The 25,384-nt window shown below is 62.5% G+C and carries 36 protein-coding genes; all 36 read left to right on the top strand.

From position 1 onward, the window contains the following. A partial coding sequence (locus tag H163_RS0117305) for an EF-Tu C-terminal domain-related protein (protein ID WP_019965872.1) occupies nt 1–299 on the top strand: 299 nt, incomplete at its 5' end. A 65-nt stretch (nt 300–364) separates the two neighbouring features. Beyond that, nucleotides 365–673, top strand: coding sequence for a 30S ribosomal protein S10 (gene rpsJ, locus H163_RS0117300; protein ID WP_013652482.1), 309 nt, complete (start codon nt 365–367; stop codon nt 671–673). 23 nt (nt 674–696) lie between these two features. Then, entirely contained in the window at nt 697–1,404 is a 708-nt protein-coding gene (rplC, locus tag H163_RS0117295; RefSeq protein ID WP_019965871.1) for a 50S ribosomal protein L3, read from the top strand. Then, entirely contained in the window at nt 1,404–2,024 is a 621-nt protein-coding gene (gene rplD / locus H163_RS0117290) for a 50S ribosomal protein L4 (protein WP_019965870.1), read from the top strand. Before rplC ends, rplD begins: the two co-directional genes overlap by 1 nt. Continuing rightward, nucleotides 2,021–2,314 (top strand): 50S ribosomal protein L23, encoded by a 294-nt coding sequence (locus tag H163_RS0117285; RefSeq protein ID WP_019965869.1) that lies wholly within the window; start codon nt 2,021–2,023, stop codon nt 2,312–2,314. The genes rplD and H163_RS0117285 overlap by 4 nt, the downstream gene beginning before the upstream one ends. Before the next feature lie 16 nt (nt 2,315–2,330). Then, nucleotides 2,331–3,164, top strand: a complete 834-nt coding sequence (rplB, locus tag H163_RS0117280; RefSeq protein ID WP_019965868.1) for a 50S ribosomal protein L2 — start codon at nt 2,331–2,333, stop codon at nt 3,162–3,164. 12 nt (nt 3,165–3,176) lie between these two features. Beyond that, nucleotides 3,177–3,455, top strand: a complete 279-nt coding sequence (gene rpsS, locus H163_RS0117275) for a 30S ribosomal protein S19 (protein WP_019965867.1) — start codon at nt 3,177–3,179, stop codon at nt 3,453–3,455. A 2-nt stretch (nt 3,456–3,457) separates the two neighbouring features. Next, complete coding sequence (rplV, locus tag H163_RS0117270; RefSeq protein ID WP_019965866.1) at nt 3,458–3,838, top strand: 50S ribosomal protein L22; 381 nt, start codon at nt 3,458–3,460, stop codon at nt 3,836–3,838. After that, on the top strand, nt 3,838–4,566 hold the full coding sequence (rpsC, locus tag H163_RS0117265) for a 30S ribosomal protein S3 (protein WP_019965865.1): 729 nt from the start codon (nt 3,838–3,840) through the stop codon (nt 4,564–4,566). The genes rplV and rpsC overlap by 1 nt, the downstream gene beginning before the upstream one ends. A 40-nt stretch (nt 4,567–4,606) precedes the next feature. Further along, nucleotides 4,607–5,020 (top strand): 50S ribosomal protein L16, encoded by a 414-nt coding sequence (gene rplP / locus H163_RS0117260; RefSeq protein WP_019965864.1) that lies wholly within the window; start codon nt 4,607–4,609, stop codon nt 5,018–5,020. Nucleotides 5,021–5,042: 22 nt separating this feature from the next. Continuing rightward, nucleotides 5,043–5,243, top strand: a complete 201-nt coding sequence (rpmC, locus tag H163_RS0117255; protein WP_019965863.1) for a 50S ribosomal protein L29 — start codon at nt 5,043–5,045, stop codon at nt 5,241–5,243. Between the two features lie 10 nt (nt 5,244–5,253). Next, nucleotides 5,254–5,481 carry a 30S ribosomal protein S17 gene (gene rpsQ / locus H163_RS0117250; protein WP_019965862.1) on the top strand — a complete coding sequence of 76 codons (228 nt, stop codon included), beginning with the start codon at nt 5,254–5,256 and terminating at the stop codon, nt 5,479–5,481. Nucleotides 5,482–5,550: 69 nt separating this feature from the next. Further along, nucleotides 5,551–5,919 (top strand): 50S ribosomal protein L14, encoded by a 369-nt coding sequence (gene rplN / locus H163_RS0117245; protein ID WP_013652493.1) that lies wholly within the window; start codon nt 5,551–5,553, stop codon nt 5,917–5,919. Continuing rightward, nucleotides 5,919–6,236 carry a 50S ribosomal protein L24 gene (gene rplX, locus H163_RS0117240; RefSeq protein WP_019965861.1) on the top strand — a complete coding sequence of 106 codons (318 nt, stop codon included), beginning with the start codon at nt 5,919–5,921 and terminating at the stop codon, nt 6,234–6,236. Before rplN ends, rplX begins: the two co-directional genes overlap by 1 nt. Beyond that, nucleotides 6,229–6,783 (top strand): 50S ribosomal protein L5, encoded by a 555-nt coding sequence (rplE, locus tag H163_RS0117235; protein WP_019965860.1) that lies wholly within the window; start codon nt 6,229–6,231, stop codon nt 6,781–6,783. Before rplX ends, rplE begins: the two co-directional genes overlap by 8 nt. Before the next feature lie 33 nt (nt 6,784–6,816). Further along, nucleotides 6,817–7,122 (top strand): 30S ribosomal protein S14, encoded by a 306-nt coding sequence (rpsN, locus tag H163_RS0117230; protein WP_019965859.1) that lies wholly within the window; start codon nt 6,817–6,819, stop codon nt 7,120–7,122. 12 nt (nt 7,123–7,134) lie between these two features. After that, nucleotides 7,135–7,533, top strand: coding sequence for a 30S ribosomal protein S8 (gene rpsH / locus H163_RS0117225; protein WP_019965858.1), 399 nt, complete (start codon nt 7,135–7,137; stop codon nt 7,531–7,533). A 41-nt stretch (nt 7,534–7,574) separates the two neighbouring features. Further along, on the top strand, nt 7,575–8,108 hold the full coding sequence (rplF, locus tag H163_RS0117220) for a 50S ribosomal protein L6 (RefSeq protein WP_026355988.1): 534 nt from the start codon (nt 7,575–7,577) through the stop codon (nt 8,106–8,108). A 12-nt stretch (nt 8,109–8,120) separates the two neighbouring features. After that, nucleotides 8,121–8,483 carry a 50S ribosomal protein L18 gene (rplR, locus tag H163_RS0117215; protein WP_019965856.1) on the top strand — a complete coding sequence of 121 codons (363 nt, stop codon included), beginning with the start codon at nt 8,121–8,123 and terminating at the stop codon, nt 8,481–8,483. A gap of 38 nt (nt 8,484–8,521) precedes the next feature. Continuing rightward, nucleotides 8,522–9,091, top strand: a complete 570-nt coding sequence (gene rpsE / locus H163_RS0117210; RefSeq protein WP_019965855.1) for a 30S ribosomal protein S5 — start codon at nt 8,522–8,524, stop codon at nt 9,089–9,091. A gap of 41 nt (nt 9,092–9,132) precedes the next feature. Then, nucleotides 9,133–9,327 carry a 50S ribosomal protein L30 gene (rpmD, locus tag H163_RS0117205; RefSeq protein WP_019965854.1) on the top strand — a complete coding sequence of 65 codons (195 nt, stop codon included), beginning with the start codon at nt 9,133–9,135 and terminating at the stop codon, nt 9,325–9,327. 17 nt (nt 9,328–9,344) lie between these two features. Next, nucleotides 9,345–9,815 carry a 50S ribosomal protein L15 gene (gene rplO, locus H163_RS0117200; protein WP_019965853.1) on the top strand — a complete coding sequence of 157 codons (471 nt, stop codon included), beginning with the start codon at nt 9,345–9,347 and terminating at the stop codon, nt 9,813–9,815. A gap of 47 nt (nt 9,816–9,862) precedes the next feature. Further along, entirely contained in the window at nt 9,863–11,194 is a 1,332-nt protein-coding gene (gene secY / locus H163_RS0117195) for a preprotein translocase subunit SecY (RefSeq protein WP_019965852.1), read from the top strand. Continuing rightward, entirely contained in the window at nt 11,191–11,796 is a 606-nt protein-coding gene (locus tag H163_RS0117190; RefSeq protein ID WP_026355987.1) for an adenylate kinase, read from the top strand. Before secY ends, H163_RS0117190 begins: the two co-directional genes overlap by 4 nt. Before the next feature lie 165 nt (nt 11,797–11,961). Beyond that, nucleotides 11,962–12,330, top strand: a complete 369-nt coding sequence (gene rpsM / locus H163_RS0117185; protein WP_026355986.1) for a 30S ribosomal protein S13 — start codon at nt 11,962–11,964, stop codon at nt 12,328–12,330. 67 nt (nt 12,331–12,397) lie between these two features. Then, complete coding sequence (gene rpsK, locus H163_RS0117180) at nt 12,398–12,787, top strand: 30S ribosomal protein S11 (protein ID WP_019965849.1); 390 nt, start codon at nt 12,398–12,400, stop codon at nt 12,785–12,787. A 44-nt stretch (nt 12,788–12,831) separates the two neighbouring features. Next, nucleotides 12,832–13,896, top strand: a complete 1,065-nt coding sequence (locus H163_RS0117175; protein ID WP_019965848.1) for a DNA-directed RNA polymerase subunit alpha — start codon at nt 12,832–12,834, stop codon at nt 13,894–13,896. Between the two features lie 79 nt (nt 13,897–13,975). Then, on the top strand, nt 13,976–14,401 hold the full coding sequence (gene rplQ / locus H163_RS0117170) for a 50S ribosomal protein L17 (protein ID WP_026355984.1): 426 nt from the start codon (nt 13,976–13,978) through the stop codon (nt 14,399–14,401). 177 nt (nt 14,402–14,578) lie between these two features. Beyond that, nucleotides 14,579–16,756 carry a methyl-accepting chemotaxis protein gene (locus H163_RS0117165; protein WP_081626054.1) on the top strand — a complete coding sequence of 726 codons (2,178 nt, stop codon included), beginning with the start codon at nt 14,579–14,581 and terminating at the stop codon, nt 16,754–16,756. 114 nt (nt 16,757–16,870) lie between these two features. Then, nucleotides 16,871–18,346 carry a DegQ family serine endoprotease gene (locus H163_RS0117160; protein WP_019965845.1) on the top strand — a complete coding sequence of 492 codons (1,476 nt, stop codon included), beginning with the start codon at nt 16,871–16,873 and terminating at the stop codon, nt 18,344–18,346. A gap of 18 nt (nt 18,347–18,364) precedes the next feature. Beyond that, nucleotides 18,365–19,690: a replication-associated recombination protein A gene (locus H163_RS0117155; protein WP_026355982.1), complete on the top strand. Its 1,326-nt coding sequence runs from the start codon at nt 18,365–18,367 to the stop codon at nt 19,688–19,690. A gap of 95 nt (nt 19,691–19,785) precedes the next feature. Continuing rightward, nucleotides 19,786–22,179, top strand: coding sequence for a patatin-like protein (locus tag H163_RS0117150; protein WP_019965843.1), 2,394 nt, complete (start codon nt 19,786–19,788; stop codon nt 22,177–22,179). Nucleotides 22,180–22,183: 4 nt separating this feature from the next. Continuing rightward, nucleotides 22,184–22,567 (top strand): fluoride efflux transporter CrcB, encoded by a 384-nt coding sequence (gene crcB, locus H163_RS0117145; RefSeq protein ID WP_019965842.1) that lies wholly within the window; start codon nt 22,184–22,186, stop codon nt 22,565–22,567. 177 nt (nt 22,568–22,744) lie between these two features. Continuing rightward, nucleotides 22,745–23,746: an RluA family pseudouridine synthase gene (locus H163_RS0117140; RefSeq protein WP_026355981.1), complete on the top strand. Its 1,002-nt coding sequence runs from the start codon at nt 22,745–22,747 to the stop codon at nt 23,744–23,746. Between the two features lie 15 nt (nt 23,747–23,761). Continuing rightward, complete coding sequence (locus H163_RS0117135; protein ID WP_019965840.1) at nt 23,762–24,442, top strand: HAD-IA family hydrolase; 681 nt, start codon at nt 23,762–23,764, stop codon at nt 24,440–24,442. Continuing rightward, nucleotides 24,442–25,218 (top strand): ATP12 family chaperone protein, encoded by a 777-nt coding sequence (locus tag H163_RS0117130; protein WP_019965839.1) that lies wholly within the window; start codon nt 24,442–24,444, stop codon nt 25,216–25,218. The genes H163_RS0117135 and H163_RS0117130 overlap by 1 nt, the downstream gene beginning before the upstream one ends. The last annotated feature ends 166 nt before the right edge of the window (nt 25,219–25,384 follow it).

Below are 25,384 nucleotides of genomic sequence, written 5' to 3'. Positions count from 1 at the left end.
CGGGTACGGTCAAGCCGCACAAGAAGTTCAAGGCCGAAGCCTACATCCTGACGAAGGAAGAAGGCGGCCGTCATACGCCGTTCTTCACGAACTACCGTCCGCAGTTCTACTTCCGCACGACAGACGTGACGGGCATCGTTGAACTGCCGGAAGGCACGGAAATGGTGATGCCGGGCGACAACATCTCGGTCGTCGTGACGCTGATCGTTCCGATCGCCATGGAAGACGGCCTGCGCTTCGCTATCCGCGAAGGTGGCCGTACCGTCGGCGCCGGCGTTGTCGCTTCCATCATTGAGTAATCGGCGGGTGCCCCCGCCGCCGCTTCAGGCGGACGGCGGGGCCCAGTCTTATCGGGAAATCTGAAATGAACGGTCAGAATATCCGGATCCGCCTCAAGGCATTCGATCACCGTATTCTCGATGCTTCCACACGGGAGATCGTGAACACGGCGAAGCGGACCGGTGCGCAGGTACGGGGTCCCGTGCCGCTGCCGACGCGGATTGAGAAGTACACCGTGCTTCGTGGTCCGCACATCGACAAGAAAAGCCGCGATCAGTTTGAGATGCGCACTCACAAGCGCCTCCTCGACATCGTCGATCCGACGCCGCAGACCGTCGACGCTCTTATGAAGCTCGACCTGGCAGCTGGCGTGGACGTCGAGATCAAGCTCTGAGTCGGATCGAAAGGTTTACGCCAATGCGTTCTGGAGTGATCGCTCAGAAGGTGGGCATGACCCGCATTTACAACGAGGCCGGCGAGCATGTGCCGGTCACTGTACTGCGGCTCGAAAACTGCCAGGTTGTTGCTCACCGCACTGAAGAAAAGAATGGCTACACCGCACTGCAGCTTGGCTCCGGTGTTGCCAAAGTGAAGAACACGCCCAAGGCGATGCGCGGACATTTCGCGGTTGCCAAGGTTGAACCGAAGCGCACGCTGGCTGAGTTCCGCGTGAGCCCGGACAACCTGATCGAAGTCGGGTCCGAGATCACTGCCGACCACTATGTGGAAGGTCAGTTTGTCGACGTCACCGGCACCTCGATCGGTAAGGGCTTTGCCGGTTCCATGAAGCGCCACAACTTCGGTGGTGGCCGCGCTTCTCACGGTAACTCGGTGTCTCACCGCGCGCACGGTTCCACCGGCCAGCGTCAGGACCCGGGCAAGGTGTTCAAGGGCAAGAAGATGGCCGGCCACATGGGTGATGCCCGTGTGACCACGCAGAACCTCAAGGTTGTCCGCACGGACGTCGAGCGCGGCCTGATCATGGTCGAAGGCTCTGTTCCCGGTGCCAAGGGCGGCTGGATCCTGGTTCGCGATGCCGTCAAGAAGGCGCTGCCGGAAGGCGTGCCGGTTCCGGGTGCTTTCCGGGCCGTTGCCGAGGCAGCCACGGGCAAGGAGAGTGAGTGATGGAACTTGAGGTCAAAACCCTCGAAGGTTCGGCCGCCGGTTCGATCACGGTGTCGGACGAGATCTTTGGTCTCGAGCCGCGCACGGATCTGATCCACCGCGTTGTGCGCTGGCAGCTTGCCAAGCGCCAGGCTGGTACCCACAAGGCCAAGGGCCGTGCCGAAGTCTCCGGCACGACCAAGAAGTTCGTCCGTCAGAAGGGCTCCGGTGGCGCCCGTCACGGCAACCGCAAGGCTCCGCAGTTCCGCGGCGGCGGCAAGGCTTTTGGTCCGGTTGTCCGTGACCATGGCCACGACCTGCCGAAGAAGGTTCGCGCCCTGGGCCTCGCCCATGCGCTGTCTTCCAAGGTGAAGGCCGGTTCGCTGATCGTTGTCGAGGACGCCAAGGCCGCTGAAGCCAAGACCAAGCTGCTGAAGGAAAAGTTCAGCAAGCTGGGCCTCGCCAACGTGCTGGTCATCGATGGTGCAGAGGTGGATGCGAACTTCGCACTCGCCGCCCGCAACATTCCGGCTGTTGACGTGCTCCCGGTTCAGGGCATCAACGTCTACGACATCCTGCGCCGCAACACCCTGGTTCTGACCAAGGCTGCTGTGTCGGCTATCGAGGAGCGGTTCAAATGAGCAAGATCGCTCACTACGACAAGATCGTCAGCCCGGTGATCACCGAGAAGGCGACCATGGCCTCGGAAGAGAACAAGGTGGTCTTCAAGGTTGCCAACTCGGCAACCAAGCCGGAAATCAAGGCTGCGATTGAAGCCCTGTTCGGCGTCAAGGTCACTGCGGTGAACACTCTGGTCCGCAAGGGCAAGGTGAAGCGTTTCCGCGGCCGCATCGGACAGCAGTCCGACTACAAGAAGGCCATTGTGACGCTCGCCGAGGGTCACTCGATCGACGTGACGACCGGACTCTAAGGCTGGGACGACAATTATGGCACTCAAGACCTTCAACCCCACGTCCCCCGGCCGGCGCCAGCTGGTTCAGGTGGACCGTGCCGATCTCTGGAAGGGCAAGCCGGTCAAGACCTTGACCGAAGGCCTGAGCAAGACCGGCGGCCGCAACAACCGCGGCCGTCTGACGGCACCGAACCGCGGTGGTGGCCACAAGCGCTCCTACCGTCTGGTGGACTTCAAGCGTCGCAAGTTCGACGTTCCGGCGACTGTTGAGCGCCTGGAATACGATCCGAACCGCACCGCTTTCATCGCGCTGATCCGTTACGAGGATGGCGAGCTGGCCTACATCCTGGCCCCGCAGCGTCTTGCTGCCGGCGACATGGTTGTGGCTGGTGAGTCCGTCGACGTGAAGCCGGGCAACGCAATGCCGCTGGCTTCCATTCCGGTCGGCACCATTGTCCACAACGTTGAGCTGAAGCCGGGCAAGGGCGGTCAGATCGCCCGTTCCGCCGGTGCTTTCGTTCAGATCGTCGGCCGTGACCAGGGTTACACGATCCTGCGTCTCATGTCCGGTGAACAGCGCCGCGTTCTGGGCACCTGCATGGCGTCCATTGGCGCCGTGTCCAACCCGGACCATGGCAACATCAACCTGGGCAAGGCCGGACGTTCGCGCTGGCTCGGCATCCGCCCGCACACCCGCGGTGTGGCCATGAACCCGATCGACCATCCGCACGGCGGTGGTGAAGGCCGCACCTCGGGTGGCCGTCATCCGGTGACCCCTTGGGGCAAGCCGACGAAGGGCAAGCGCACGCGCAGCAACAAGGCAACGGACAAGTTCATTGTTCGCAGCCGTCATGCTCGCAAGAAGTAAGAGGTACGGATCGTGACACGTTCGATCTGGAAAGGTCCGTTTGTCGACGGGTATCTGCTGAAGAAGGCGGACAAGGTTCGCGAAACCGGCCGGAACGAGGTCATCAAGACCTGGAGCCGCCGCTCGACGATCCTGCCGCAGTTCGTTGGCCTGACCTTCGGCGTCTACAACGGACAGAAGCACGTTCCGGTGCTGGTGTCTGAAGAAATGATTGGTCACAAGCTCGGCGAGTTCTCGCCGACCCGGACCTACTATGGGCACGGCGCCGACAAGAAGGCGAAGAGGAAGTAACGATGGGCAAGCCGAAGCGTGAGCGGACGCTCGCCGACAACGAGGCCAAGGCGGTCACGCGCATGCTGCGCGTTTCCCCGCAGAAGCTGAACCTCGTGGCGGCTGCAATCCGCGGCAAGAAGGTAAGTTCCGCTCTGGCGGATCTGACGTTCTCCCGCAAGCGCATCGCTGGTGACGTCAAGAAGACCCTGATGTCCGCGATTGCGAATGCCGAGAACAACCACGACCTGGACGTGGACAGCCTGGTGGTTGCCGAAGCCCATGTGGGCAAGGCTTTTGTCATCAAGCGGTTCCATGCCCGTGCACGTGGCCGCGCTGGCCGGATCGAGAAGCCGTTCTCGAACCTGACCATCGTTGTTCGTCAAGTCGAGGAGACTGCCTGATGGGACACAAAGTTAACCCGATCGGCATGCGCCTCGGGATCAACCGCACCTGGGACTCCCGCTGGTTCGCCAACAAGGGCGAATACGGCAAGCTGCTTCATGAAGATTTCCGCATCCGCGAATATCTGATGAACGAGCTGAAGCAGGCCGCGGTTTCCAAGATCGTGATTGAACGCCCGCACAAGAAGTGCCGCGTGACCATCCACTCCGGCCGTCCGGGTGTGGTCATCGGCAAGAAGGGTGCGGACATCGACAAGCTGCGCAAGAAGCTTGCCGCGATCACCGACGCCGAAGTGCACATCAACATCGTTGAAGTGCGCAAGCCGGAAATCGACGCGACCCTGGTTGCCGCTTCGATCGCCCAGCAGCTGGAACGCCGTGTTGCATTCCGCCGCGCCATGAAGCGTGCCGTTCAGTCGGCCATGCGTCTGGGCGCCCTTGGCATCCGCATCAACTGCGGCGGCCGTCTGGGTGGTGCGGAAATCGCACGCGTCGAGTGGTATCGTGAAGGCCGTGTGCCGCTGCACACCTTGCGCGCCGACATCGATTATGGCACAGCGACCGCTCACACCGCCTATGGCGCCTGCGGCGTCAAGGTCTGGATCTTCAAGGGCGAGATCCTCGAGCACGATCCGATGGCGTCTGAACGCCGCGCGACCGAAAGCTCGGATGCGAATCAGGGTGATCGCGGCCAGCGCCGTGATCGTGGTCGCGAGCGCGCTGCCTGAAAAGGCAGCGCCCGTGTAACGCAAGAACGAGAGAAGAACGATGCTGCAACCGAAGCGAACTAAGTTCCGCAAGCAGCACAAGGGCCGCATCCACGGCATGGCGAAGGGCGGTACTGACCTGAACTTCGGCGAATTCGGTCTGAAGGCCGTGGAGCCGGAGCGTGTCACCGCCCGCCAGATCGAGGCAGCCCGTCGTGCAATGACCCGTCACATGAAGCGTGCGGGCCGTGTTTGGATCCGGATTTTCCCGGATGTGCCGGTGTCTTCCAAGCCTGCGGAAGTCCGCATGGGTAAGGGTAAAGGTGCCCCTGACTACTGGGCCTGCCGTGTCAAGCCGGGCCGTATCATGTTCGAGATTGACGGCGTGCCGGAAGACGTTGCCCGCGAAGCAATGCGCCTGGCTGCTGCCAAGCTGCCGATCAAGTGCCGGTTCGTACAGCGGATCGCCGAGTAAGGCAGTCGAGGAGAGTTGAGCCATGAAGGCAAATGATGTAAGGGCAAAGACCCTCGACGAGCTCCGTACGGAACTCGAGGCACTGAAGAAGGAGCAGTTCAACCTGCGCTTTCAGAAGGCCACCGGTCAGCTCGAAAACACTGGTCGTTTCCGGCAGATCCGCCGGGATATCGCCCGGATCCAGACGATCATGCGCGATAAGCGCATGACCGCAACCGCGTAAGGAGGCCTCAATGCCGAAACGCATTTTGCAGGGCACCGTGGTCAGCAACGCGAATGACAAGACGGTGACGGTGAAGGTGGAGCGTCGCTTCACTCACCCGCTGCTCAAGAAGACGGTGCGCCGGTCCAAGAAGTACCGGGCGCATGACGAAGCGAACAAGTACCAGGTCGGCGACACGGTTCAGATCGAAGAGTGCGCGCCGATCTCCAAGACCAAACGTTGGACCGTGGTCTCCTGAGACCACGGCTCTGTTGAGCATCCGGCGCCCGTGGCAGGTGCGCCGTAGAGAGAACAAGGCGGCCAAGTCATGATTCAGATGCAAACAAACCTCGACGTGGCGGATAATTCCGGCGCCCGTCGTGTCATGTGCATCAAGGTGCTCGGCGGCTCGAAGCGGAAGTATGCCCGCGTTGGCGACATCATCGTCGTCAGCATCAAGGAAGCTATCCCGCGCGGCCGCGTCAAGAAGGGCGACGTGATGAAGGCGGTCGTCGTGCGTACGGCGAAGGACATTCGCCGTCCCGACGGCAGCGTGATCCGGTTCGACCGCAATGCGGCGGTCCTGGTCAACAACAACAAGGAGCCGATCGGCACCCGTATCTTTGGGCCGGTGCCGCGCGAGCTCCGTGCAAAGAACCACATGAAGATCATTTCGCTCGCGCCGGAGGTGCTCTGATGGCTGCGAAAATTAAAAAAGGCGACACGGTTGTCGTGCTCGCCGGTCGTGACAAGGGCAAGACCGGCGAAGTGCTGCAGATGCTGCCGACGGACAACAAGGCTCTCGTGCGCGGCATCAACGTCGTTCGCCGCCACCAGCGCCAGACGCAGACCCAGGAAGCAGGAATCGTGGCAAAGGAAGCCCCGATTCACGTTTCCAACCTGGCTGTAGCCGATCCGAAGGATGGCAAGCCGACTCGCGTCGGGTTCAAGGTGCAGGAAGACGGCCGCAAGGTCCGTGTGGCCAAGCGTTCGGGAGACCTGATCGATGGCTGAGACCTACGTGCCGCGGCTCAAGACGCACTACGATGAAGTGGTGCGTAAGCAGCTGCAGGAAAAGTTCAACTACACCAACCCGATGCAGATCCCCAAACTTGAGAAGGTTGTTCTCAACATGGGCGTCGGTGAGGCAGTTGCAGACAGCAAGAAGGTGCGCATCGCTGCGGACGACTTGGCGCTCATCGCCGGTCAGAAGCCGGTGATCACCAAGGCTGCGAACTCCATCGCCACCTTCAAGGTGCGTGAGGGCATGCCCCTCGGCGCCAAGGTGACGCTGCGCCGCGAACAGATGTTCGAGTTTCTCGACCGTCTGATCACCATCGCGCTTCCGCGCGTTCGTGACTTCCGCGGTCTGAACCCGAAGAGCTTCGATGGCCGTGGCAACTATGCCATGGGCATTAAGGAACACATCGTTTTCCCCGAAATCGAGTACGACAAGGTCGACCAGATTTGGGGTATGGACGTGGTCGTGTGCACCACGGCCAACACCGATGAAGAGGCGCGCGAACTGCTGCGCGCGTTCAACTTCCCGTTCCGCAAGTAACGCGGATATACGGGAAAGGAACGAGGAAAAACGATGGCGAAGAAGAGCGCGATCGAGAAGAACAAGCGGCGCGAGCGCCTTGTGCTGAAGTACGCTGCAAAGCGTGCTGCTCTCAAGGCCGCAGCCAAGGATGAAACGCTGTCTCTGGAAGAGCGTTTCGCCGCCCGTCTGAAGCTCGCGGCCCTGCCGCGCAATTCGGCACCGAACCGCGTGCGCAACCGGTGTGAAGTCACCGGCCGTCCGCGCGGCTTCTACCGCAAGCTGAAGATGTCGCGCGTTGCGCTGCGTGAGCTGGGCTCCCTGGGTAAGATCCCGGGCCTGGTCAAGTCGAGCTGGTAAGGAGAGGCTGCGATGGCAATTTCCGATCCGTTGGGTGATATGCTCACCCGCATCCGGAACGCGCAGCTGCGCCGCAAGAACAAGGTGTCCTCACCTCATTCGAAGCTGCGTGCGCATGTGCTTGATGTTTTGGCCAAGGAAGGTTACATCCGTGGCTACACGACAGTCGAATTCGAGGACGGCAAGTCCGAGCTTGAGATCGAACTGAAGTATTTCGATGGTGTACCGGTGATTCGTGAGATCGAGCGTATCTCCAAGCCGGGCCGCCGCGTGTACTCGTCGGTAAAGAACATTCCGCATGTCGCGAATGGCCTTGGTGTGTCGATCCTGTCGACCCCCCGTGGTGTCATGAGCGACCATCAGGCGCGGGATGAGAATGTTGGTGGTGAAGTGCTCTGCCGCGTCTTCTGACGCGGCAGTGACCTTCCTATTTATGTGACAAGGTTGATCAGATGTCTCGTATTGGCAAAAAGCCAGTCCCCGTGCCGAGCGGGGTAACGGCAACGATCAACGGCCGCACCATCGAGGTCAAGGGACCGAAGGGCCAGCTGTCCTTCGTGCTCAACGATCTGGTGCTCGCCGAAATGACGGATGCCGGGATCCAGGTTGATCCCCGTAATGACAGCAAGCCGGCACGCTCCATGTGGGGCATGACCCGGACCATGATCCAGAACCTGATCACCGGTGTGAGCCAGGGCTTCGAACGCAAGCTCGAGATCACCGGTGTGGGTTACCGTGCTCAGATGCAGGGCCGCAATGTCCAGCTCGCCCTTGGCTTCTCCCACGACGTCGTTTACGAGGTCCCGGAGGGAATTGAAGTCAAGTGCCCGAAGCCGACCGAGATTCTTATCTCCGGCATCGACAAGCAGGTCGTCGGTCAGGTCGCGGCTAACATCCGCGAATACCGTGGCCCCGAGCCGTACAAGGGCAAGGGCATTCGCTATGCGGGCGAGTTCATCGTTCGCAAAGAAGGCAAGAAGAAGTAACGGACCCGGATCATGGCGAACAGCAAAACTGCTTTCGAGCGTCGTCGCGACCGCGTGCGCCGTTCGATCAAGAAGGTGGCGAACGGTCGTCCGCGCCTTTCCGTATTCCGCTCGTCGAAGCAGATCTATGCCCAGATCATCGACGACGCCAAGGGGCATACCATTGCCTCTGCCTCCACGCTTGAAAAGGACGTGCGGGGCGCATTGAAGACGGGCGCCGATGTGGCTGCGGCTGCAGCTGTCGGCAAGCTTGTCGCCGAGCGCGCTGTGGCCGCTGGCGTCAAGCAGGTCGTGTTCGACCGTGGCGGGTACATGTATCACGGGCGCATCAAGGCGCTTGCAGATGCAGCCCGCGAGGGCGGACTTGAATTCTGACCAGCGCTTGGCGCTCTGAAGAACGGAAGACGAATAATATGGCGAGACAGGACACACGGGAGCGCGATCGCGAAGAGCGCGACAGCGAGTTCGTCGACAAGCTCGTACACATCAACCGCGTCGCGAAGGTGGTCAAGGGTGGCCGTCGTTTCGGCTTTGCCGCGCTCGTCGTCGTGGGTGACCAGAAGGGCCGCGTCGGCTTCGGCCACGGCAAGGCTCGCGAAGTGCCGGAAGCGATCCGCAAGGCAACGGAAGCTGCCAAGCGTGCTATGGTCCGCGTGCCGCTGCGCGAGGGCCGTACGCTGCATCACGATGTCGAGGGCCGTCATGGCGCCGGCAAGGTGATTCTGCGTGCAGCTCCGGCTGGTACCGGTATCATCGCGGGTGGCCCGATGCGCGCCGTGTTCGAGACGCTCGGCGTCCAGGACGTGGTTGCCAAGTCGCTTGGCTCCTCGAACCCGTACAACATGGTGCGCGCAACCTTTGCCGCCCTGACCAAGGAAGACAGCCCGCGTGCTGTCGCGGCCCGTCGCGGCCTCAAGGTCTCGGTGCTTCAGGGCCGCCGCCGCGACAACGACGAAACGGTTCCGGCAGGTGCCGAGGCTTGATGCCCGGCACCCCGGTAACCAGTTGAACGAGGGGTAGTTCCATGGCGAACACCGAAAAGACCGTAACGGTCGAGCAGATCGGCAGCCCGCTGCGCCGTCCCAAGGAGCAGCAGGCAACCTTGATCGGCCTCGGCCTGAACAAGATGCACCGCCGCTCGACGCTCAAGGACACTCCGGAAGTGCGCGGCATGATCCGCAAGCTTCCGCACCTCGTCCGCATCGTTGACGAAGCGTGAGGGCAGGAGAGAAGACTATGAAGCTCAATGACCTGCGGGACAATCCTGGTTCCGTTAAGGACCGTACCCGCGTTGGCCGCGGTATCGGCTCCGGCAAGGGCAAGACTGGTGGCCGCGGCGTGAAGGGTCAGAAGTCCCGTTCCGGCGTGGCGATCAAGGGCTTTGAAGGTGGTCAGATGCCGCTGCATCGCCGCCTGCCGAAGCGCGGTTTCACCAACATCTTTGCCAAGGACTTCAACATCGTGTCTCTCGGCCGCGTGCAGGTTGCTCTCGACGAGGGCAAGCTGGATGCAAAGGCTGCGGTCACCGTTGAGGCTCTCAAGGCTGCCGGCATCGTCAAGCGCATCAAGGACGGCGTCCGCCTCCTGGCCGATGGCGAGCTGAAGGCCGCAGTGACCTTTGAAGTTGCTGGCGCTTCCAAGACGGCTGTCGAGGCTGTCGAGAAGGCTGGCGGCAAGGTCGTGATCCTCGGAGCTCAGGCCGAATAGGCCTGGGCTTCGCCCTTTTTCTCGGACAGCAACCTCCGGAGAACGGCATGGCATCCGCTGCCGAACAGCTGGCATCAAATCTCAATTTCTCGGCTTTCGCGAAGGCTGAAGAACTCAAGAAGCGCATCTGGTTCACGCTGGGGGCGCTTTTGGTTTATCGGTTCGGCACTTACATCCCGCTGCCCGGGATCAATCCGGCCGCTTTTGCACAGGCCTTCAGCCAGGCTCAGTCTGGCGTGATCGGCATGTTCAACATGTTCGCCGGCGGTGCCGTCGAGCGTATGGCGATCTTCGCCCTGGGCATCATGCCTTATATCTCCGCTTCCATCATCATGCAGCTGATGACGACCGTTGTGCCGTCGCTCGAGGCGCTGAAGAAGGAAGGGGAGCAGGGCCGCAAGGTCATCAACCAGTACACCCGCTACGGCACGGTGCTTCTGGCGATTGCGCAGTCCTACGGCATTGCGGTCGGGCTTGAGGGTTCGGCCAATGTGGTGACCGATCCGGGCTGGTTCTTCCGTCTTTCCGCTGTTCTCAGCCTGACGGGCGGCACCATGTTCCTGATGTGGCTGGGTGAGCAGATCACCTCGCGCGGCATCGGTAACGGCATTTCGCTGATCATCTTCGCCGGCATCGTGGCCGGTCTGCCGACGGCGCTTGTTTCGCTGTTCGAGCTGGGCCGTCAGGACGCCATTGCGGGCTGGCTCATTCCGGTGCTTCTCATTTTGGCGGTTGGCGTGATTGCGCTGATCGTGTTCATGGAGCGGGCGCAGCGCCGGCTTCTGATCCAGTATCCGAAGCGCCAGGTTGGCAACAAGATGTTTGAGGGCAATACGTCGTTCCTGCCCCTCAAGCTCAACACCGCGGGCGTCATCCCGCCGATCTTCGCCTCGTCGCTTCTGCTCATTCCGGCAACCATTGCCGGGTTCTCTGCGGGCAGCGGTCCGGCCTGGCTGACAACGGTGACGACGCTGCTTGGTCATGGACAGCCGCTGTACATGATCTTCTATGCGGCAATGATCGTGTTCTTCTGCTTCTTCTACACGGCCATCGTGTTCAGCCCGTCGGAAACGGCGGACAATCTGAAGCGGCACGGCGGATTCATTCCGGGAATTCGTCCGGGCGAGCGTACGGCTCAATTCATTGACCATGTGCTGACCCGCATTACGGTACTGGGCGCCATCTACATCACGGCGGTCTGCCTATTACCCGAATTCCTCATTTCCGCGACGGGCGTTCCGTTCTATTTCGGGGGAACCTCGCTGCTGATCGTTGTGAGCGTCACGATGGACACCGTTTCCCAGATCCAGGGCCATCTGCTTGCGCACCAGTACGAGGGGCTGGTGAAGAAAGCAAAGCTCAGGGGGAAGCGTAGATGAGGTTGATTCTGGTCGGACCTCCCGGTGCAGGGAAGGGTACTCAGGCGGCCCGGCTTGTTGCCAAACATGGCATTCCGCAACTGTCGACCGGCGACATGCTTCGTGCCGCCGTCGCAGCCGGAACCGAGGTTGGCCTCAAAGCCAAGGCGGTGATGGACGCTGGCGGGCTCGTCTCCGACGAGATCGTTGTCGGCATCATCCGTGACAGGATCGGTGAAGCGGACGCACAGAAGGGGTTCATCCTCGATGGCTTTCCGCGCACGCTGGCCCAGGCCGAGGCTCTGGATCAGATGCTCGCAGAAAACCGCATCGGTCTCGATGCGGTGATCGAGCTGCGGGTGGACCAGTCCAGGCTCGTGTCGCGAATCATCAACCGTGCGGAAGAAGCGAAGGCCGCCGGCCAGCCGGTCCGCAAGGATGATGATCCGGAAGTCTTCAAGCAGCGTCTTGAAGCCTATAACCGCGATACGGCCGTGGTCATTCCCTACTACGAGAAGAACGGTCTTCTCACGGTCATTGATGGCATGCAGCCGATTGATGATGTGACGGCTGCCGTTGCTGCCGTTCTTTCGAAGCTTGACGAACGGGTTGAGAGCCGGTAAACACCGCGCTCTAATCCTCAAGATTATGTGCCGATCCCGGAAACACCGGGGCCGGCACATTCTGTGCTGGTCAAAGCCAGCCAACAAACTCCCGCAAGGGCCGGGCTCCACCGGACGCGGGGAAATGCAACCGCGGCGTATAAGCCGCAAGATATGGAGACGCACGTGGCACGTATTGCTGGCGTTAACATCCCGACGAACAAGCGCGTTGTCATCGCGCTTCAGTACATTCACGGCATTGGTGCCAAGTTCGCGCAGGAAATCATCGAAAAGGTGAACATTGCGCCGGAGCGCCGCGTGAATCAGCTGTCTGACGCCGAAGTGCTGGCGATCCGCGAGACCATCGACCGCGACTACCTCGTGGAAGGTGACCTGCGCCGCGAGACCGCGATGAACATCAAGCGCCTGATGGACCTTGGCTGCTACCGCGGCCTGCGTCACCGCCGCGGCCTGCCGGTCCGTGGCCAGCGCACCCATACGAATGCGCGGACCCGCAAGGGCCCGGCGAAGCCGATCGCTGGCAAGAAGAAGTAATCTGCCTCATCGGCTGGTGTAGCCGCCGGTATTACGGCGGTGCAGAGATCAAACCAAGGAATCAAGAATGGCTAAGGACACGACACGCGTGCGCCGCCGCGAACGCAAGAACATCTCTTCTGGCGTGGCACACGTGAACTCCACGTTCAACAACACCATGATCACCATCACCGACGCGCAGGGAAATGCGATTTCCTGGTCGTCCGCTGGTGCTCTCGGCTTCAAGGGTTCGCGTAAGTCGACCCCGTACGCAGCTCAGGTTGCTGCAGAAGACGCAGCCCGCAAGGCTTCCGAGCACGGCATGCGCACGCTCGAAGTCGAAGTTCGTGGTCCCGGTTCGGGCCGTGAATCGGCTCTGCGCGCCCTGCAGGCTGCCGGCTTCCTCATCACGTCGATCCGCGATGTGACGCCGATCCCGCACAACGGGTGCCGTCCGCGCAAGCGCCGCCGCGTCTGAGGTCTTTTGACTTTCAGATACCTGGTTTCCTCCAATGGCGAAGAATGGCCGGCGAGCTCCGGCGGGACAGCCGACGAGGTAAGAACGTGACGATTCAGAAGAACTGGCAAGAGCTGATCAAGCCGAACAAGCTGGAAGTGAAGCCGGGTGAGAACCCGCGCACGACCGGCACCGTGGTCGCCGAGCCGCTTGAGCGCGGCTATGGCCTCACGCTCGGCAACGCCCTGCGCCGCATCCTGCTGTCCTCGCTGCAGGGTGCTGCTGTAACGGCTGTGCAGATCGACGGCGTTCTGCACGAATTCTCGTCCATTCCGGGCGTGCGCGAAGATGTGACGGACATCATCCTGAACATCAAGGAAATCGCGATCCGCATGGAAGGCGAGGGCCCCAAGCGCATGGTTGTGCGCAAGCAGGGGCCTGGCGTCGTGACGGCTGGTGACATCCAGACGGTTGGCGACGTTGAAGTGCTGAACCCGGAACTCGTGCTCTGCACCCTCGATGAGGGCGCGGAAATCCGCATGGAGTTTACGGTCAACACCGGCAAGGGCTACGTGGCAGCCGAGCGGAACCGTCCTGAGGACGCTCCGATTGGTCTGATCCCGGTCGACAGCCTGTACTCCCCGGTCAAGAAAGTGTCCTACAAGGTGGAAAACACCCGTGAAGGCCAGGTTCTTGACTATGACAAGCTGACGCTGACGGTCGAAACCGATGGTTCGGTGAAGCCGGAAGATGCGGTGGCTTACGCGGCACGCATTCTGCAGGACCAGCTTTCGATCTTCGTCAACTTCGAAGAGCCGAAGCGCGAGATTGCAGAAGACAGCGTTCCGGAACTGGCATTCAACCCGGCCCTTCTCAAGAAGGTCGACGAGCTCGAGCTGTCCGTTCGTTCGGCAAACTGCCTGAAGAACGACAACATCGTTTATATCGGCGATCTCATCCAGAAGACCGAGGCGGAAATGCTCCGCACGCCGAACTTCGGCCGCAAGTCGCTTAACGAGATCAAGGAAGTTCTCGCACAGATGGGTCTCCATCTGGGCATGGACGTGGCCAACTGGCCGCCGGAGAACATCGAGGACCTCGCCAAGCGCTACGAGGACCATCAGTACTAAGGGGCGGTTTCGCCCCTGGCAGAACAACAGGGCGGCAGTCCCGCAGAGGATGCCCGCTTAACGTCTAAAGGAGAAGGCCATGCGCCACGGTAAATCCGGCCGCAAGCTCGGCCGCACCACGAGCCACCGTACTGCGATGTTCGCCAACATGGCAGCCTCGCTGATTGAACACGAAGCCATCGTCACGACGCTGCCGAAGGCCAAGGAAATGAAGCCGATCATGGACAAGCTTGTCACCCTCGGCAAGCGCGGCGACCTGCATGCCCGCCGTCAGGCGATCTCGCAGGTTCGTGACGTTGCCATGGTCCGCAAGCTGTTTGACGTGCTCGCCAGCCGTTACAAGGAGCGCAACGGTGGCTACACCCGCGTGGTCAAGGCTGGCTTCCGCTACGGCGACAGCGCACCGATGGCTGTGATTGAGCTGGTTGACCGTGACATGTCTGCACGCGGCGCTGCCGACCGTGCCCGTCACGAAGCGGAACAGGCTGCTGAAAACGCAGCGTAAGGTTTCGGAAGTGCAGGAAAACGTGAAAGGCGGGCCCAGTGCCCGCCTTTTGCTTTTTGTCGATATTTTCTGCTGAATTTGTGTGTCTGTTCAGATCACTTGTCAAAATTATCTTGTTCTTAAGATCATTAAGGAGATGCTGCCCCCACTTTTCCTTTCCATGGAGCTGGGTGCGCTATGAGCGGAAGTCAGAATGCCGGCGTGAAGAGCCGGGGCTTTTTACGTCTTTCTACAATTATACCTGCCGTCACTGTTGGCCTTGCATTGGTTTCCTGTGCAGTGGTTGGGGTCATCGGCTATACAACCGGCCGTGACGGCCTTGAAAAGGCTGGCGTTTCCGAGCTTAGCCTGATGGTGCAGTCGCGCCATGCTTTGCTTTCCGCCAAGCTCGATGGCATTCAGTCGGATCTGTCCAACCTTGCCTCCGGTGCTGCAGCAACGCTGGTGATGAAGGATCTGGCGAGCACCCGTGCAAATCTCGGCACGGATATGGATTCGATCCGCAGCTACTATCAGGCTGCTGGCAGCGCCGCCGCTGATCGTGCCGAACTGAACGGCAAGACCAACAAGACCATGTACTCCTGGCGCCACGGCGAGCTGCATGGCTCGTTCCTTTCCGCCTGGAAGGCTGGCGGCTATGGCGATATCTATGGCATCACCAATGACGGCCTTGTGCTTTACTCGGTGACCAAGGGTGACGACTTCCTTCAGTCCGTCACGGAAGGTTCTCTGGCTGCGACTGGCCTCGGCGAGGCGTTCAAGCTGGCCGCAGGTCAGCCGGCAGGCACGCAGGTGGCAACCGGCTTCAGCGAATATGGTGTGGACGGCGTTCCGTCCATGTTCCTGGCTCAGCCCGTCTATGTGAACGAGTTCGGCGAGAGCAAGTATCTGGGTGTCATCGCCATGCGCGTGACCTCTCCGATGCTGGACAAGGTTCTGGCCGATCGGGAGGGCCTTGGCGAAACGGGGCAGACCTATCTGGTCGCTCAGGGCGGCATGGTGCTGACGACGATGCCGGCGCTGAACTTCCCGACTGCGCTGAAGTTCCAGATGGAGGGCAAGCCGATTGAGGACGCTTTGCGTGGCGTGGGCTCGGCCGGTGAAGTGACCGGTAAGGACGGGCTTGACCGCATGGTTCTGGCTGAGCCGATCAACTTCATGGGCCAGACCTATGCGGTTGTTGCAGACAAGACCATGGAAGAGACCCTGAGTGCCGTCACGGCCATGCGTGACCGGATGATCATGCTGACGCTGATCACCCTGGGTGTGGTTGCCGTGGTGGCGCTGCTGTTCTCGCGCACCATCACCAAGCCGCTTCAGGTTCTGGTGCAGGCGCTCACGTCCATCGCCAATGGCAACCTGTCGCAAGACATCGCGGCAGCCCGCCGCGGCGATGAAATCGGTGAGATTGGCCGCGCGGTTCTGCAGATCCGTGAGAATGCAGCTGCGGATCAGGAGCGCCGCGCGCAGGAAGAGGCGATTGCAGCCCGCTCGCAGGCCGAGCAGCGCAAGGAGATGCTGTCCGGTCTGGCCGCCGAGTTCGAGGCATCCGTTGGCCGCGTTGTGGAGACCGTCTCCCGGTCGGCACAGAGCCTGCAGTCCGCTGCCCGTGAAGTGCAGGAAATGACGCAGACGGCTGGCGACAGCGCGTCTCGTGCTGCCGACATGTCCAACCAGGCCATGGAAGAAGTGCAGTCGATCGCTTCGGCTTCGGACCAGCTGTCGAGCTCGATCCGCCAGATCTCCGAACTGATTGCCCGCTCGTCCAGCGTGGCCCAGACGGCTACGATCCGCGCCCAGGCCACCAACACCACCGTGCGTTCTCTGGCGGAAGCTGCCAACCGCATCGGTGAGGTGGTGACGCTGATCTCCGACATCGCCGACCAGACCAACCTGCTTGCCCTCAACGCCACCATCGAGGCGGCGCGTGCAGGCGAGGCTGGCCGCGGCTTTGCGGTCGTGGCATCGGAAGTGAAGGAACTGGCCTCGCAGACCGGCAAGGCAACCGGCGAAATCCAGCAGCAGATCGACGCGATCCGCAGCGCCACGGATGATGCCGTTGCCGCAATCGCCGAGATCCAGGAGACGATCGGTGAGATCACCATGTCGGTGACCGAGGTGTCCTCTGCCGTCGAGGAGCAGAGCGCCGCAACCCAGGGCATCGCCGACAACACGCAGCGTGCAGCGCGCGGCACCGAAGAGGTGACGAGCAACATCCGCCGCGTGAACAACGTGACCGAGCGCACCGGCACCGCTGCCGATGGCTTCGTGGCCTCGGCCAGCGAACTGACCACGCAGGCCCGCCACCTCGACGAGGAGGTCCGCTCCTTCCTGTCGCAGGTTCGCTCTGCCTGAGCCAGACAGACCGCAATGCCGGGCTGCAAGGCTTGGCATTGCGGCACAGGCTTCCTATCTGGCATGTATCGAATCCGGCCTTCGGGCCGGATTCTGCATTTTGAGGGAGCTTTGATGATGGCCTTGTCCCACAGCCACGCCCCGTTCGCGGGCCACCGCCTTCGGGCCTGCTTCACCCGCTTGCTGGCCTGCACCCTGATTCTGGGGGCCATTGCCGTGCCCGGCGCTGCCGGCACCGCCATTGCCCAGGAACGGCAGGTTCCAAAGAGTGAAGCGGAAGTGACGCTGTCCTTTGCCCCGGTGGTGAAGAAGGTGGCGCCTGCAGTCGTCAACGTCTATGCGACGCGCATGGTGGAGCAGCGGCAGGTTTCGCCCTTTCTGGACGATCCCTTCTTCCGGCGCTTCTTCGGCGTGCCCGACAACGCTCCGGGCGGCCAGCGCAGGCGGGTGCAGTCTTCCCTTGGGTCCGGTGTGATCATTGCTCCGGAAGGCATCATCATCACCAACAATCACGTCATCGAGAATGCCGACGAGGTGCGCGTGGCGCTCAGCGACCGGCGCGAATTCGATGCCGATATCATTCTCAAGGACGAGCGGACGGATCTGGCCGTGCTGAAGATCCGCGAGGGCGGCAATTTCCCGACGGTTGAATTTGCCGATTCGGACGGGCTGGAAGTCGGTGACATGGTGCTGGCCATCGGCAATCCCTTCGGTGTCGGCCAGACGGTGACGCAGGGCATTGTCTCGGCTCTGGCCCGCACGCAGGTGGGCGTGACCGACTATCAGTTCTTCATCCAGACCGATGCTGCCATCAACCCGGGCAACTCGGGCGGCGCGCTGGTCGACATGCACGGACGGCTGGTCGGCATCAACACCGCGATTTTCTCCCGTTCCGGCGGCTCCATCGGCATCGGCTTTGCGATCCCCGCCAATATGGTTAGCTTCGTCGCCACATCGGCGCAGACGTCCGGCAAGGTGCAGCGGCCCTGGCTGGGGGCCACGGTTCAGGTGGTTGGGGCGGAAATTGCCGAAGCCCTTGGCCTCGACCGGCCGCGCGGCGTGCTGGTCACCAAGGTGTTCCCGGGCTCCCCGGCCGACAAGGCGGGGCTGAAGGTCGGTGACCTTGTGACGGCGGTGGATGGGGCTGAAGTGCTCGACCCTGACTCCTTCGGCTACCGTTTTGCCACCCGGCAGCTGGGCGGTGCGGCGAAATTCACCTTCCTGCGCAACGGATCGGAACTGCAAGCCGATGTGCCGCTGACGGCCGCGCCCGAAACCCCGGCGCGCGATGCCCGCCAGATCGAGGCCTATTCGCCTTTTGCGGGTGCAACGGTTCTCAACCTTTCCCCGGCCGTCTCGGACGAATTGCGCCTCGACACCATTGACGAGGGTGTGGTGATCAGCGAGGTGGCGCAAGGTTCTCCGGCAAACCGGGTGGGCCTGCGGCCGGGGGATATCATCGTAGGTGTGAACGAACAGAAGGTCAGCACCACGGCAGAGCTTGACCGGATGCTCAAACGGCCTGCAAGGTTCTGGCTCCTCGATATCAAGCGGGGCGGGGAGACGACACGTCTGGCCCTGCGCGGCTGACCATGCAGTTGATCCGTCATGAGTGACCTCTTTTCCGCTTCCGGGCACATGCTTGCCTCCCAACCCGCCGGCCCGCGGCCGCTGGCGGACAGGCTGCGCCCGAAGCGGCTGGAGGATGTGGCGGGGCAGGACCATCTGCTCGGGCCGGACGGCACCCTGTCGCGCATGCTGCGCAACCGCAGTCTTGGCTCGCTGATCTTCTGGGGTCCTCCGGGCACCGGCAAGACGACCGTCGCCCGGCTGCTGGCGGCGGAGACGGATCTGGGCTTTGAACAGATCTCGGCGATCTTTTCCGGCGTTGCCGACCTGAAGAAAATGTTTGAGGCCGCCCGTGCCCGTCGCATGGGCGGGCGGGGAACGCTGCTGTTCGTGGACGAGATCCATCGCTTCAACCGCGCCCAGCAGGACAGCTTCCTGCCGGTGATGGAAGACGGCACCATCACGCTGGTGGGGGCGACGACCGAGAACCCGTCCTTCGAGCTCAATGCCGCGCTCCTGTCGCGCTCGCACGTGATGACCTTCCGCTCACTCGACCGGGAGGCGGTGGAGCGTCTGCTGGCACGGGCCGAGCAGGAGGAGGGCAAGCCTCTGCCGCTTGACGAAGAAGCGCGCGGCGTGCTGATGCGCATGGCCGATGGCGACGGCCGTTCTGCCCTGACGCTCGCGGAAGATGTCTGGCGTGCAGCCGGGGAGGGGGAAGTTTTCACCGCAGCACGCCTGCAGGAGATCGTCCAGCGCCGGGCGCCGATCTATGACAAGAGCCAGGACGGCCATTACAACCTGATTTCCGCCCTGCACAAGTCGGTGCGCGGTTCGGACCCCGATGCGGCGCTCTATTGGTTCGCCCGCATGCTCGATGGCGGCGAGGACCCGCTTTATCTCGCCCGCCGCCTGATCCGCATGGCGGTGGAGGATATCGGCTTGGCTGATCCTCAGGCGCTGACGCAGGCCAATGCCGCGCGCGATGCCTATCAGATGCTCGGCTCCCCGGAAGGCGAACTGGCGCTGGCGCAATGCGTCGTCTATCTGGCGACCGCGCCCAAGTCGAACGCGGTCTATACGGCCTACAAGGCGGCGGTGCGGGCTGCCAAGAGCCACGGCTCGCTGCTGCCGCCCAAGCATATCCTCAACGCCCCGACCAAGCTGATGAAGTCCGAAGGCTATGGCGATGGCTACGCCTATGACCATGACCAGCCGGATGCCTTCTCCGGTCAGGACTATTTCCCCGAAAGCATGGGCCGCCAGGTGTTCTATGACCCGGTGGAGCGCGGCTTTGAGCGCGAGTTGCGCAAACGCCTTGAATACTGGGCAAGGCTCCGGCGCGAGCGCAGCGGAGGCTCGTAAGGCGCTAAGATATGGCTGACCATCCTCCGAACTTCGCCTTGCCGTCAGTGGGCGGCTGCGCGATGCTGGCGGCCTGAAAGTCCGGGGATTCGCCCATGAAGCAGATCGAGATCCGCCTCGCGCTTGTGTTCTATGGCGGTGTGTCCCTTGCCATCTACATGCACGGCGTCAGCCGGGAAATCCTCAACCTCGTCAAGGCCTCCAGTCTCAACGCATCGCGTGATCCGCTGGAGGCGGCGGAGGATGCGGCGGCCGGAACCCTCTCTCCCTCGACACGCGCCTATCTGGATGTGCTGCGCGCCTATGAGCCGGATGTGAATGTCCGCGTGGTGGTGGATGCCATTGCCGGGGCGTCGGCGGGCGGCGTCAACGGGGTGATGCTGGCCCGCGCCATCGCCCATGATCTGCCGCTTGATGCGCACCGGGACCTGTGGCTTGAAAACGCCGATGTGACGCGGCTGGCAAAGCCGCAGGATGGCATCACCCGCTATCTGAAGAGCGGCATGTCGCCGGTGATCGACCGGCTGATCACCTCCGGCCTGAAGGCGCAGATCGACAGTCCGGAGACCCGCGACAAACTGCGCCTTCTCACCCAGTCTCGCTGGTTTACTCCGCCGTTTTCCGGTTCGCGTTACAGCGGCTGGATGCTGGATGCCTGCCACGCCATGGATGCCAGCTGGCGCGAGGGCGCAACGCTGGTGCCGCGCGGACAGAAGCTGGAGCTGTTCGTCACCCTGACCGATTACTACGGCCGCCGCCAGCGCATCCGCATTGATGAACCGGCTTTCATCGAGGAGCGGGAACACCGGCGCATCCTGCGCTTTTCCTGCGAGCACCGCATGCCGGGCGTTCTGGACAGCAGCTTCACCCCGCGCCACATTCCCGGCCTCGTCTTTGCCGCCCGTGCGACGTCCTCTTTCCCCGGCGCCTTTCCGCCCGCAACGGTGGGGGAGATGGACAGACTGCTGGCAGAGAGGGGCGAGGCCTGGGAGACACGCGAGAGCTTCCTGTCCGGTACGCTTGGCGGGCCGGTGGATGATGTGGAGCGGCGCTGCTTTGTCGATGGCAGCGTTGTGATGAACAAGCCTTTCGGCCCGGTGATCGAGGCGATAGACGAGCGGCCCGCCACCCGGGAGGTCGCCCGGCGGCTGGTCTATGTGGACCCTGTGCCCTTCAACGGCAAGGGCGTGGGGCCGAACGGCAATGGTGACACTGTGCCGGGCTTCTTCCGAGTGATCCTGTCTTCGCTCGCGCATATCCCACGCAACGAGCCCGTGGGCGATGACCTCAAGGCCATCGAGGCGCGCAACCGGCGGGCACGGCGCCTTGCCGAGGTGATTGCCGCCACCGATCCGCTGGTGGAGGCGGAGGTCGGGCGCATTCTGCCGGCCGTCTCCACTCAGCCGCTGACCATCGAAGAACTGACCCGTTGCCGGGTCAAGGCGAACGAGGCCGCCCATGTGCAGGCGGGCTATGCCTATCTCAGCTATCAGACCCTGAAGGTGGAGGCACTGGCCGAGCGGCTGGCGGGACTGATCTGCGAGCTGGCTGCAAGGGCAGGCGCAGAGCTTGATCTGGACGATGTGCTTTCCCGCCTGAAGGCAGGTCTGCCGGAGGCCATGGAGGCGGGCAACTTCGGTTCCTCGCAGGCCATGATCAGCCTGCTGAAGGGGCTGGACGCAGACTACCGCATCCGCCGCCTGCGCTTCGTGGTGCGCCGCCTCAACAGTTTCTACCAGTCCCGCAGCCATGACGTGGCGGTGCAGAAGCCGGATGATCTGGATGCGCTGAAGCGCGAACTTTACGAACAGATCGACATGCTGCTGCGCTGCTGGAACGCGGCGGCCTATCCGCAAGACATTTGCGAACTGGCAGCCGGACTTGCCACGGAGGACAGTCCGAAGGCGGTAGAGGCAGCGCTTGCTGCGATCCGCGCCCACATGCGGCTGGGGGATCTCGACCGGCTGCAGGATGATATTTTCGCGGTGATGACCTTCACCTACCTCGTGCCGGGCCTGCGGCAGGATCTGACGCGCGCCTATGTGGGCTTTGCCTTCTATGATCTGGTGACGCTGCCCGTTTTCCAGCGCACAGATTTTTCGGAAGTGAATGAAACGCTGATCGACCGGATCAGCCCGCGGGACGCCAGTTCCCTGCTGGATGAGGGCTTCGTGCTGAAGGGATCGGCGCTCAACACCTTCGGCGCCTTCTTCAACCGCTCCTGGCGCGAGCATGACTATCTCTGGGGCCGGCTGACGGCGGCGGACCGGCTGATGCGCATCGTCCAGTCTTCCATCGGCAGCCGTGTGCTGGAGGCGGAAGAGGAGCAGAGGCTGAGGCGCAACCTGTTCCTGGCCATCGTCGATGAAGAGGCCGCGCATCTGAAAGCGGACCCTGCATTGATTCCAGTGGTGAGGCGCCTTATCGAGGAACGGATCAGTGAGGCCGGCGTTAGGCACGCGGAGGAGCCGCTTCCGCAGGAAGGTTGAAAGAATGAGCAGTTTTCTGATCGTCGCACTCGGCGGCGGTATTGGTGCCGCGCTCCGGCACGGGGTGAACCTCCTGACCCTGCGCTGGTTCGGACCGAATTTTCCCTATGGCACGCTGACGGTGAATGTGGCCGGTTCGCTGATCATGGGCCTCTTCATCGGCTGGCTGCTGCGCTACAATCCCGGCACGTCAGCCGGGCTGCGGCTTTTCGTGGCGACCGGAATTCTGGGCGGCTTTACCACCTTTTCCGCCTTCTCGCTGGACATGGCGCTGCTGTGGGAGAAGGGGGCCGTGCAGTTGGCGCTGCTCTATGTGATCCTGTCGGTTCTCCTGTCCATCCTCGCGGTCTTTGCCGGTCTCGCCATTGCACGCAGTGTGGGAGCCTGAAACTCCGGCCTTTCGGGTGTTGTGACGCGCCCGAGGTGCGAAATCTCTTCCCTTGCGGGCCAAGGACGCTTAAGAGGAGCACAACAACAGCTGCGCCCTGCCGGGCCGGTTTGACGTGCCGCGTTGGCCGTCCCGGATACCCGCTCCAAGCCGGGCAAGCGCCAGAACGAGACCCATATGTCCGCTATTGAACTCAAGACCGTGTCCGCCGATGAGGCTGGCATGCGCCTCGACCGTTGGTTCAAGGTCCATTTCCCGGGCCTTGGCTTCGGCCACCTGCAGAAGCTGCTGCGCACCGGTCAGGTGCGCGTCGACGGCAAGCGCGCCGAAAGCGCCACCCGCCTTGCCGCCGGGCAGAGCGTGCGCATCCCGCCGCTCGGCATCGAGATCGAGGCGGACGACCGCAAGAACGCCCGGCCGAAGTCCACAAAGCTCATCGATGATGACCGCAAGGCCATCGAGGACATGATGCTGTTCGAGGACAGCATGGTGATGGTGCTGAACAAGCCCGCTGGTCTTGCCGTGCAGGGCGGTTCGGGCCTGCGCCGCCATCTCGACGGCATGCTGGATGCCTTCACCGACAGCAAGGGCAACAAGCCGCGCCTCGTGCACCGGCTGGACCGCGAGACCTCCGGCATCATCCTCGTTGCCAAGACCCGTCTTGCCGCGCAGGAGCTGACCAAGTCCTTCCGCCACCGCAACACCCGCAAGATCTACTGGGCGATGCTGGCCGGCGTGCCGAAGCCCAAGCAGGGCCGCATCTCCACCTATCTCGCCCGTGACGAGAGCGAGGAGCGCATGCGCATTGCACGTCATGGCGAGGACGAGGCCCAGCACGCCGTGTCGCTCTACAATGTGGTGGAGCAGTCGGCGCAGAAACTGTCCTGGGTGACCATGAAGCCGGTGACCGGCCGCACCCATCAGCTGCGTGCCCATGCGGCCCACATTCATCACCCGATCATCGGGGACGACAAGTATTTCAACGTGGAGAACTGGGAGCTGCCCGGCGGCATCCAGAACCGCCTGCACCTGCTGGCCCGGCGCATCATCATTCCGCACCCCTCGGGTCACGGGAAGATCGACGTCTCCGCGCCGCTGCCTCCGCACATGCAGCAGACCTGGAACCTGCTCGGCTTCGATGTGGCCGATTATGTTCCGGAGCTGGACGAGGAAGACTGAGGACCCTGCCTGCCCATGTATCTTGTGATCTTTGACTGCGACGGCACGCTGATCGACAGCCAGGAGACCATCCTGCACGGGCTTGAGGTCGGCTTTGCCGCCGCCGGCCTGCCGATGCCGGGCCGCAAGGAAGCGCTGTCCATAGTCGGCCTGTCGCTGGAACAGGCCTTTGCGCGTCTGGTGGGTCCCGATCACCGCGGCAAGGTGGGGATGATGTCCGAGGCCTACCGCGCCTCCAAGCGCAGCCGCCGCGCGGCGGGGCTTGATCATGACCCGCTCTATCCGGGCGCCCGCGAGGCCATTCTGCGCCTTGGCGCGCGCGAGGACGTGCTGCTTGGCATCGCCACCGGCAAGGCCCGGCGCGGTGTGGACCACATGCTGAAGCTGCATGATCTGGAAGGCCGCTTCATCACCATCCAGACCGCCGACACCAGCCCCTCCAAGCCGCATCCCGATATGGTACTGCGCGCCATGGGCGAGACGGGCGCCGAGCCCCTGCGCACGGTGATGGTCGGCGACACCAGCTTCGACATGGAAATGGCCCGTGCCGCCGGCGCTCTCGCCGTTGGCGTGTCCTGGGGCTATCACACGGCTGACCTGCTGCATGGGGCAGGGGCCCATGTAGTGATTGACCAATTTGACGCGATCGACGGCGCGATTGCCCGCTGCCTCGGCTGGACACTGGAGACGCTCTGATGCGCGATATCTTTGAAGAGATCCACGCGGACCTTGCCAAATATGATCCGGTCGAGCGGGCTAAGGAACTCTCGCGCCGGGAATTGCCGAAGCGCTTCTATGATGTTGCTTCGTCCGCCCCGGCTGAGGGGGGGCACGCAGTGCTGCTGGATGGCCGCGCGGTGAAGACACCGGGCCGCAAGCCGCTGCTTCTGCCTGATGCCCGACTTGCTGCCGCAGTTGCTGCCGAATGGCACGCGCAGGAAAAGGTGATCAACCCCGGCATCATGCCGCTGACCCGGATTGCCAATGCGGCCATCGATGCGGTTGGGGACCGCTTTGCGGAGGTCGCCGATGAGATCGCCCGTTACGCCGGCAATGATGCCCTGTGCTACCGCGCCAGCGAGCCGGAGCGGCTGACCGAACGCCAGCGCCAGATCTGGGATCCGCTGCTGGGGGCAGCTGAAGCCGAACTCGGCGGCCGTTTCCGCCTGTCCGGCGGTATCATGCATGTGCCGCAGGACGAGGCGCTGGTGGCGGCTTTCCGCAAGGCGCTGGACGGGTTCTCCGCGCTGGAACTCGCCGCCCTGCACACGGTGACGAGTGTCACCGGCTCGGCCGTCATTTCTCTGCTTCTCGCCCGCCGCAACCACGGCTCCGAAGACCTCTGGGCCGCTGCCCATGTGGACGAGGACTGGAACGCCGAACTCTGGGGCGAGGACACCGAAGCCCGCCGCATCCGCACCTACAAGAAGACCGAGTTTGACGCTGCCGCGCTGATCCTTGGGCATGAATAGGAAAAAGTTTTTTATTTCAGTTGGTTGAAGGCTTAACTGGAATCAAATTCACAGCGCGTTGAATCAGTTTTCGAGCCTGTTGAATCTGATTGCCGCGGAGTTGAATCAGTTTCTCAACCGCTTGAATCTGTGTGTGAGTGGCGCGACATCGCTCCCCACACTCCGC

This window comes from Pannonibacter phragmitetus DSM 14782 (assembly GCF_000382365.1).
Lineage (GTDB): Bacteria > Pseudomonadota > Alphaproteobacteria > Rhizobiales > Stappiaceae > Pannonibacter > Pannonibacter phragmitetus.
The sequence above is the reverse complement of the archived record's forward strand: the minus strand, read 5'-3'. Positions and strand labels throughout refer to the sequence as shown.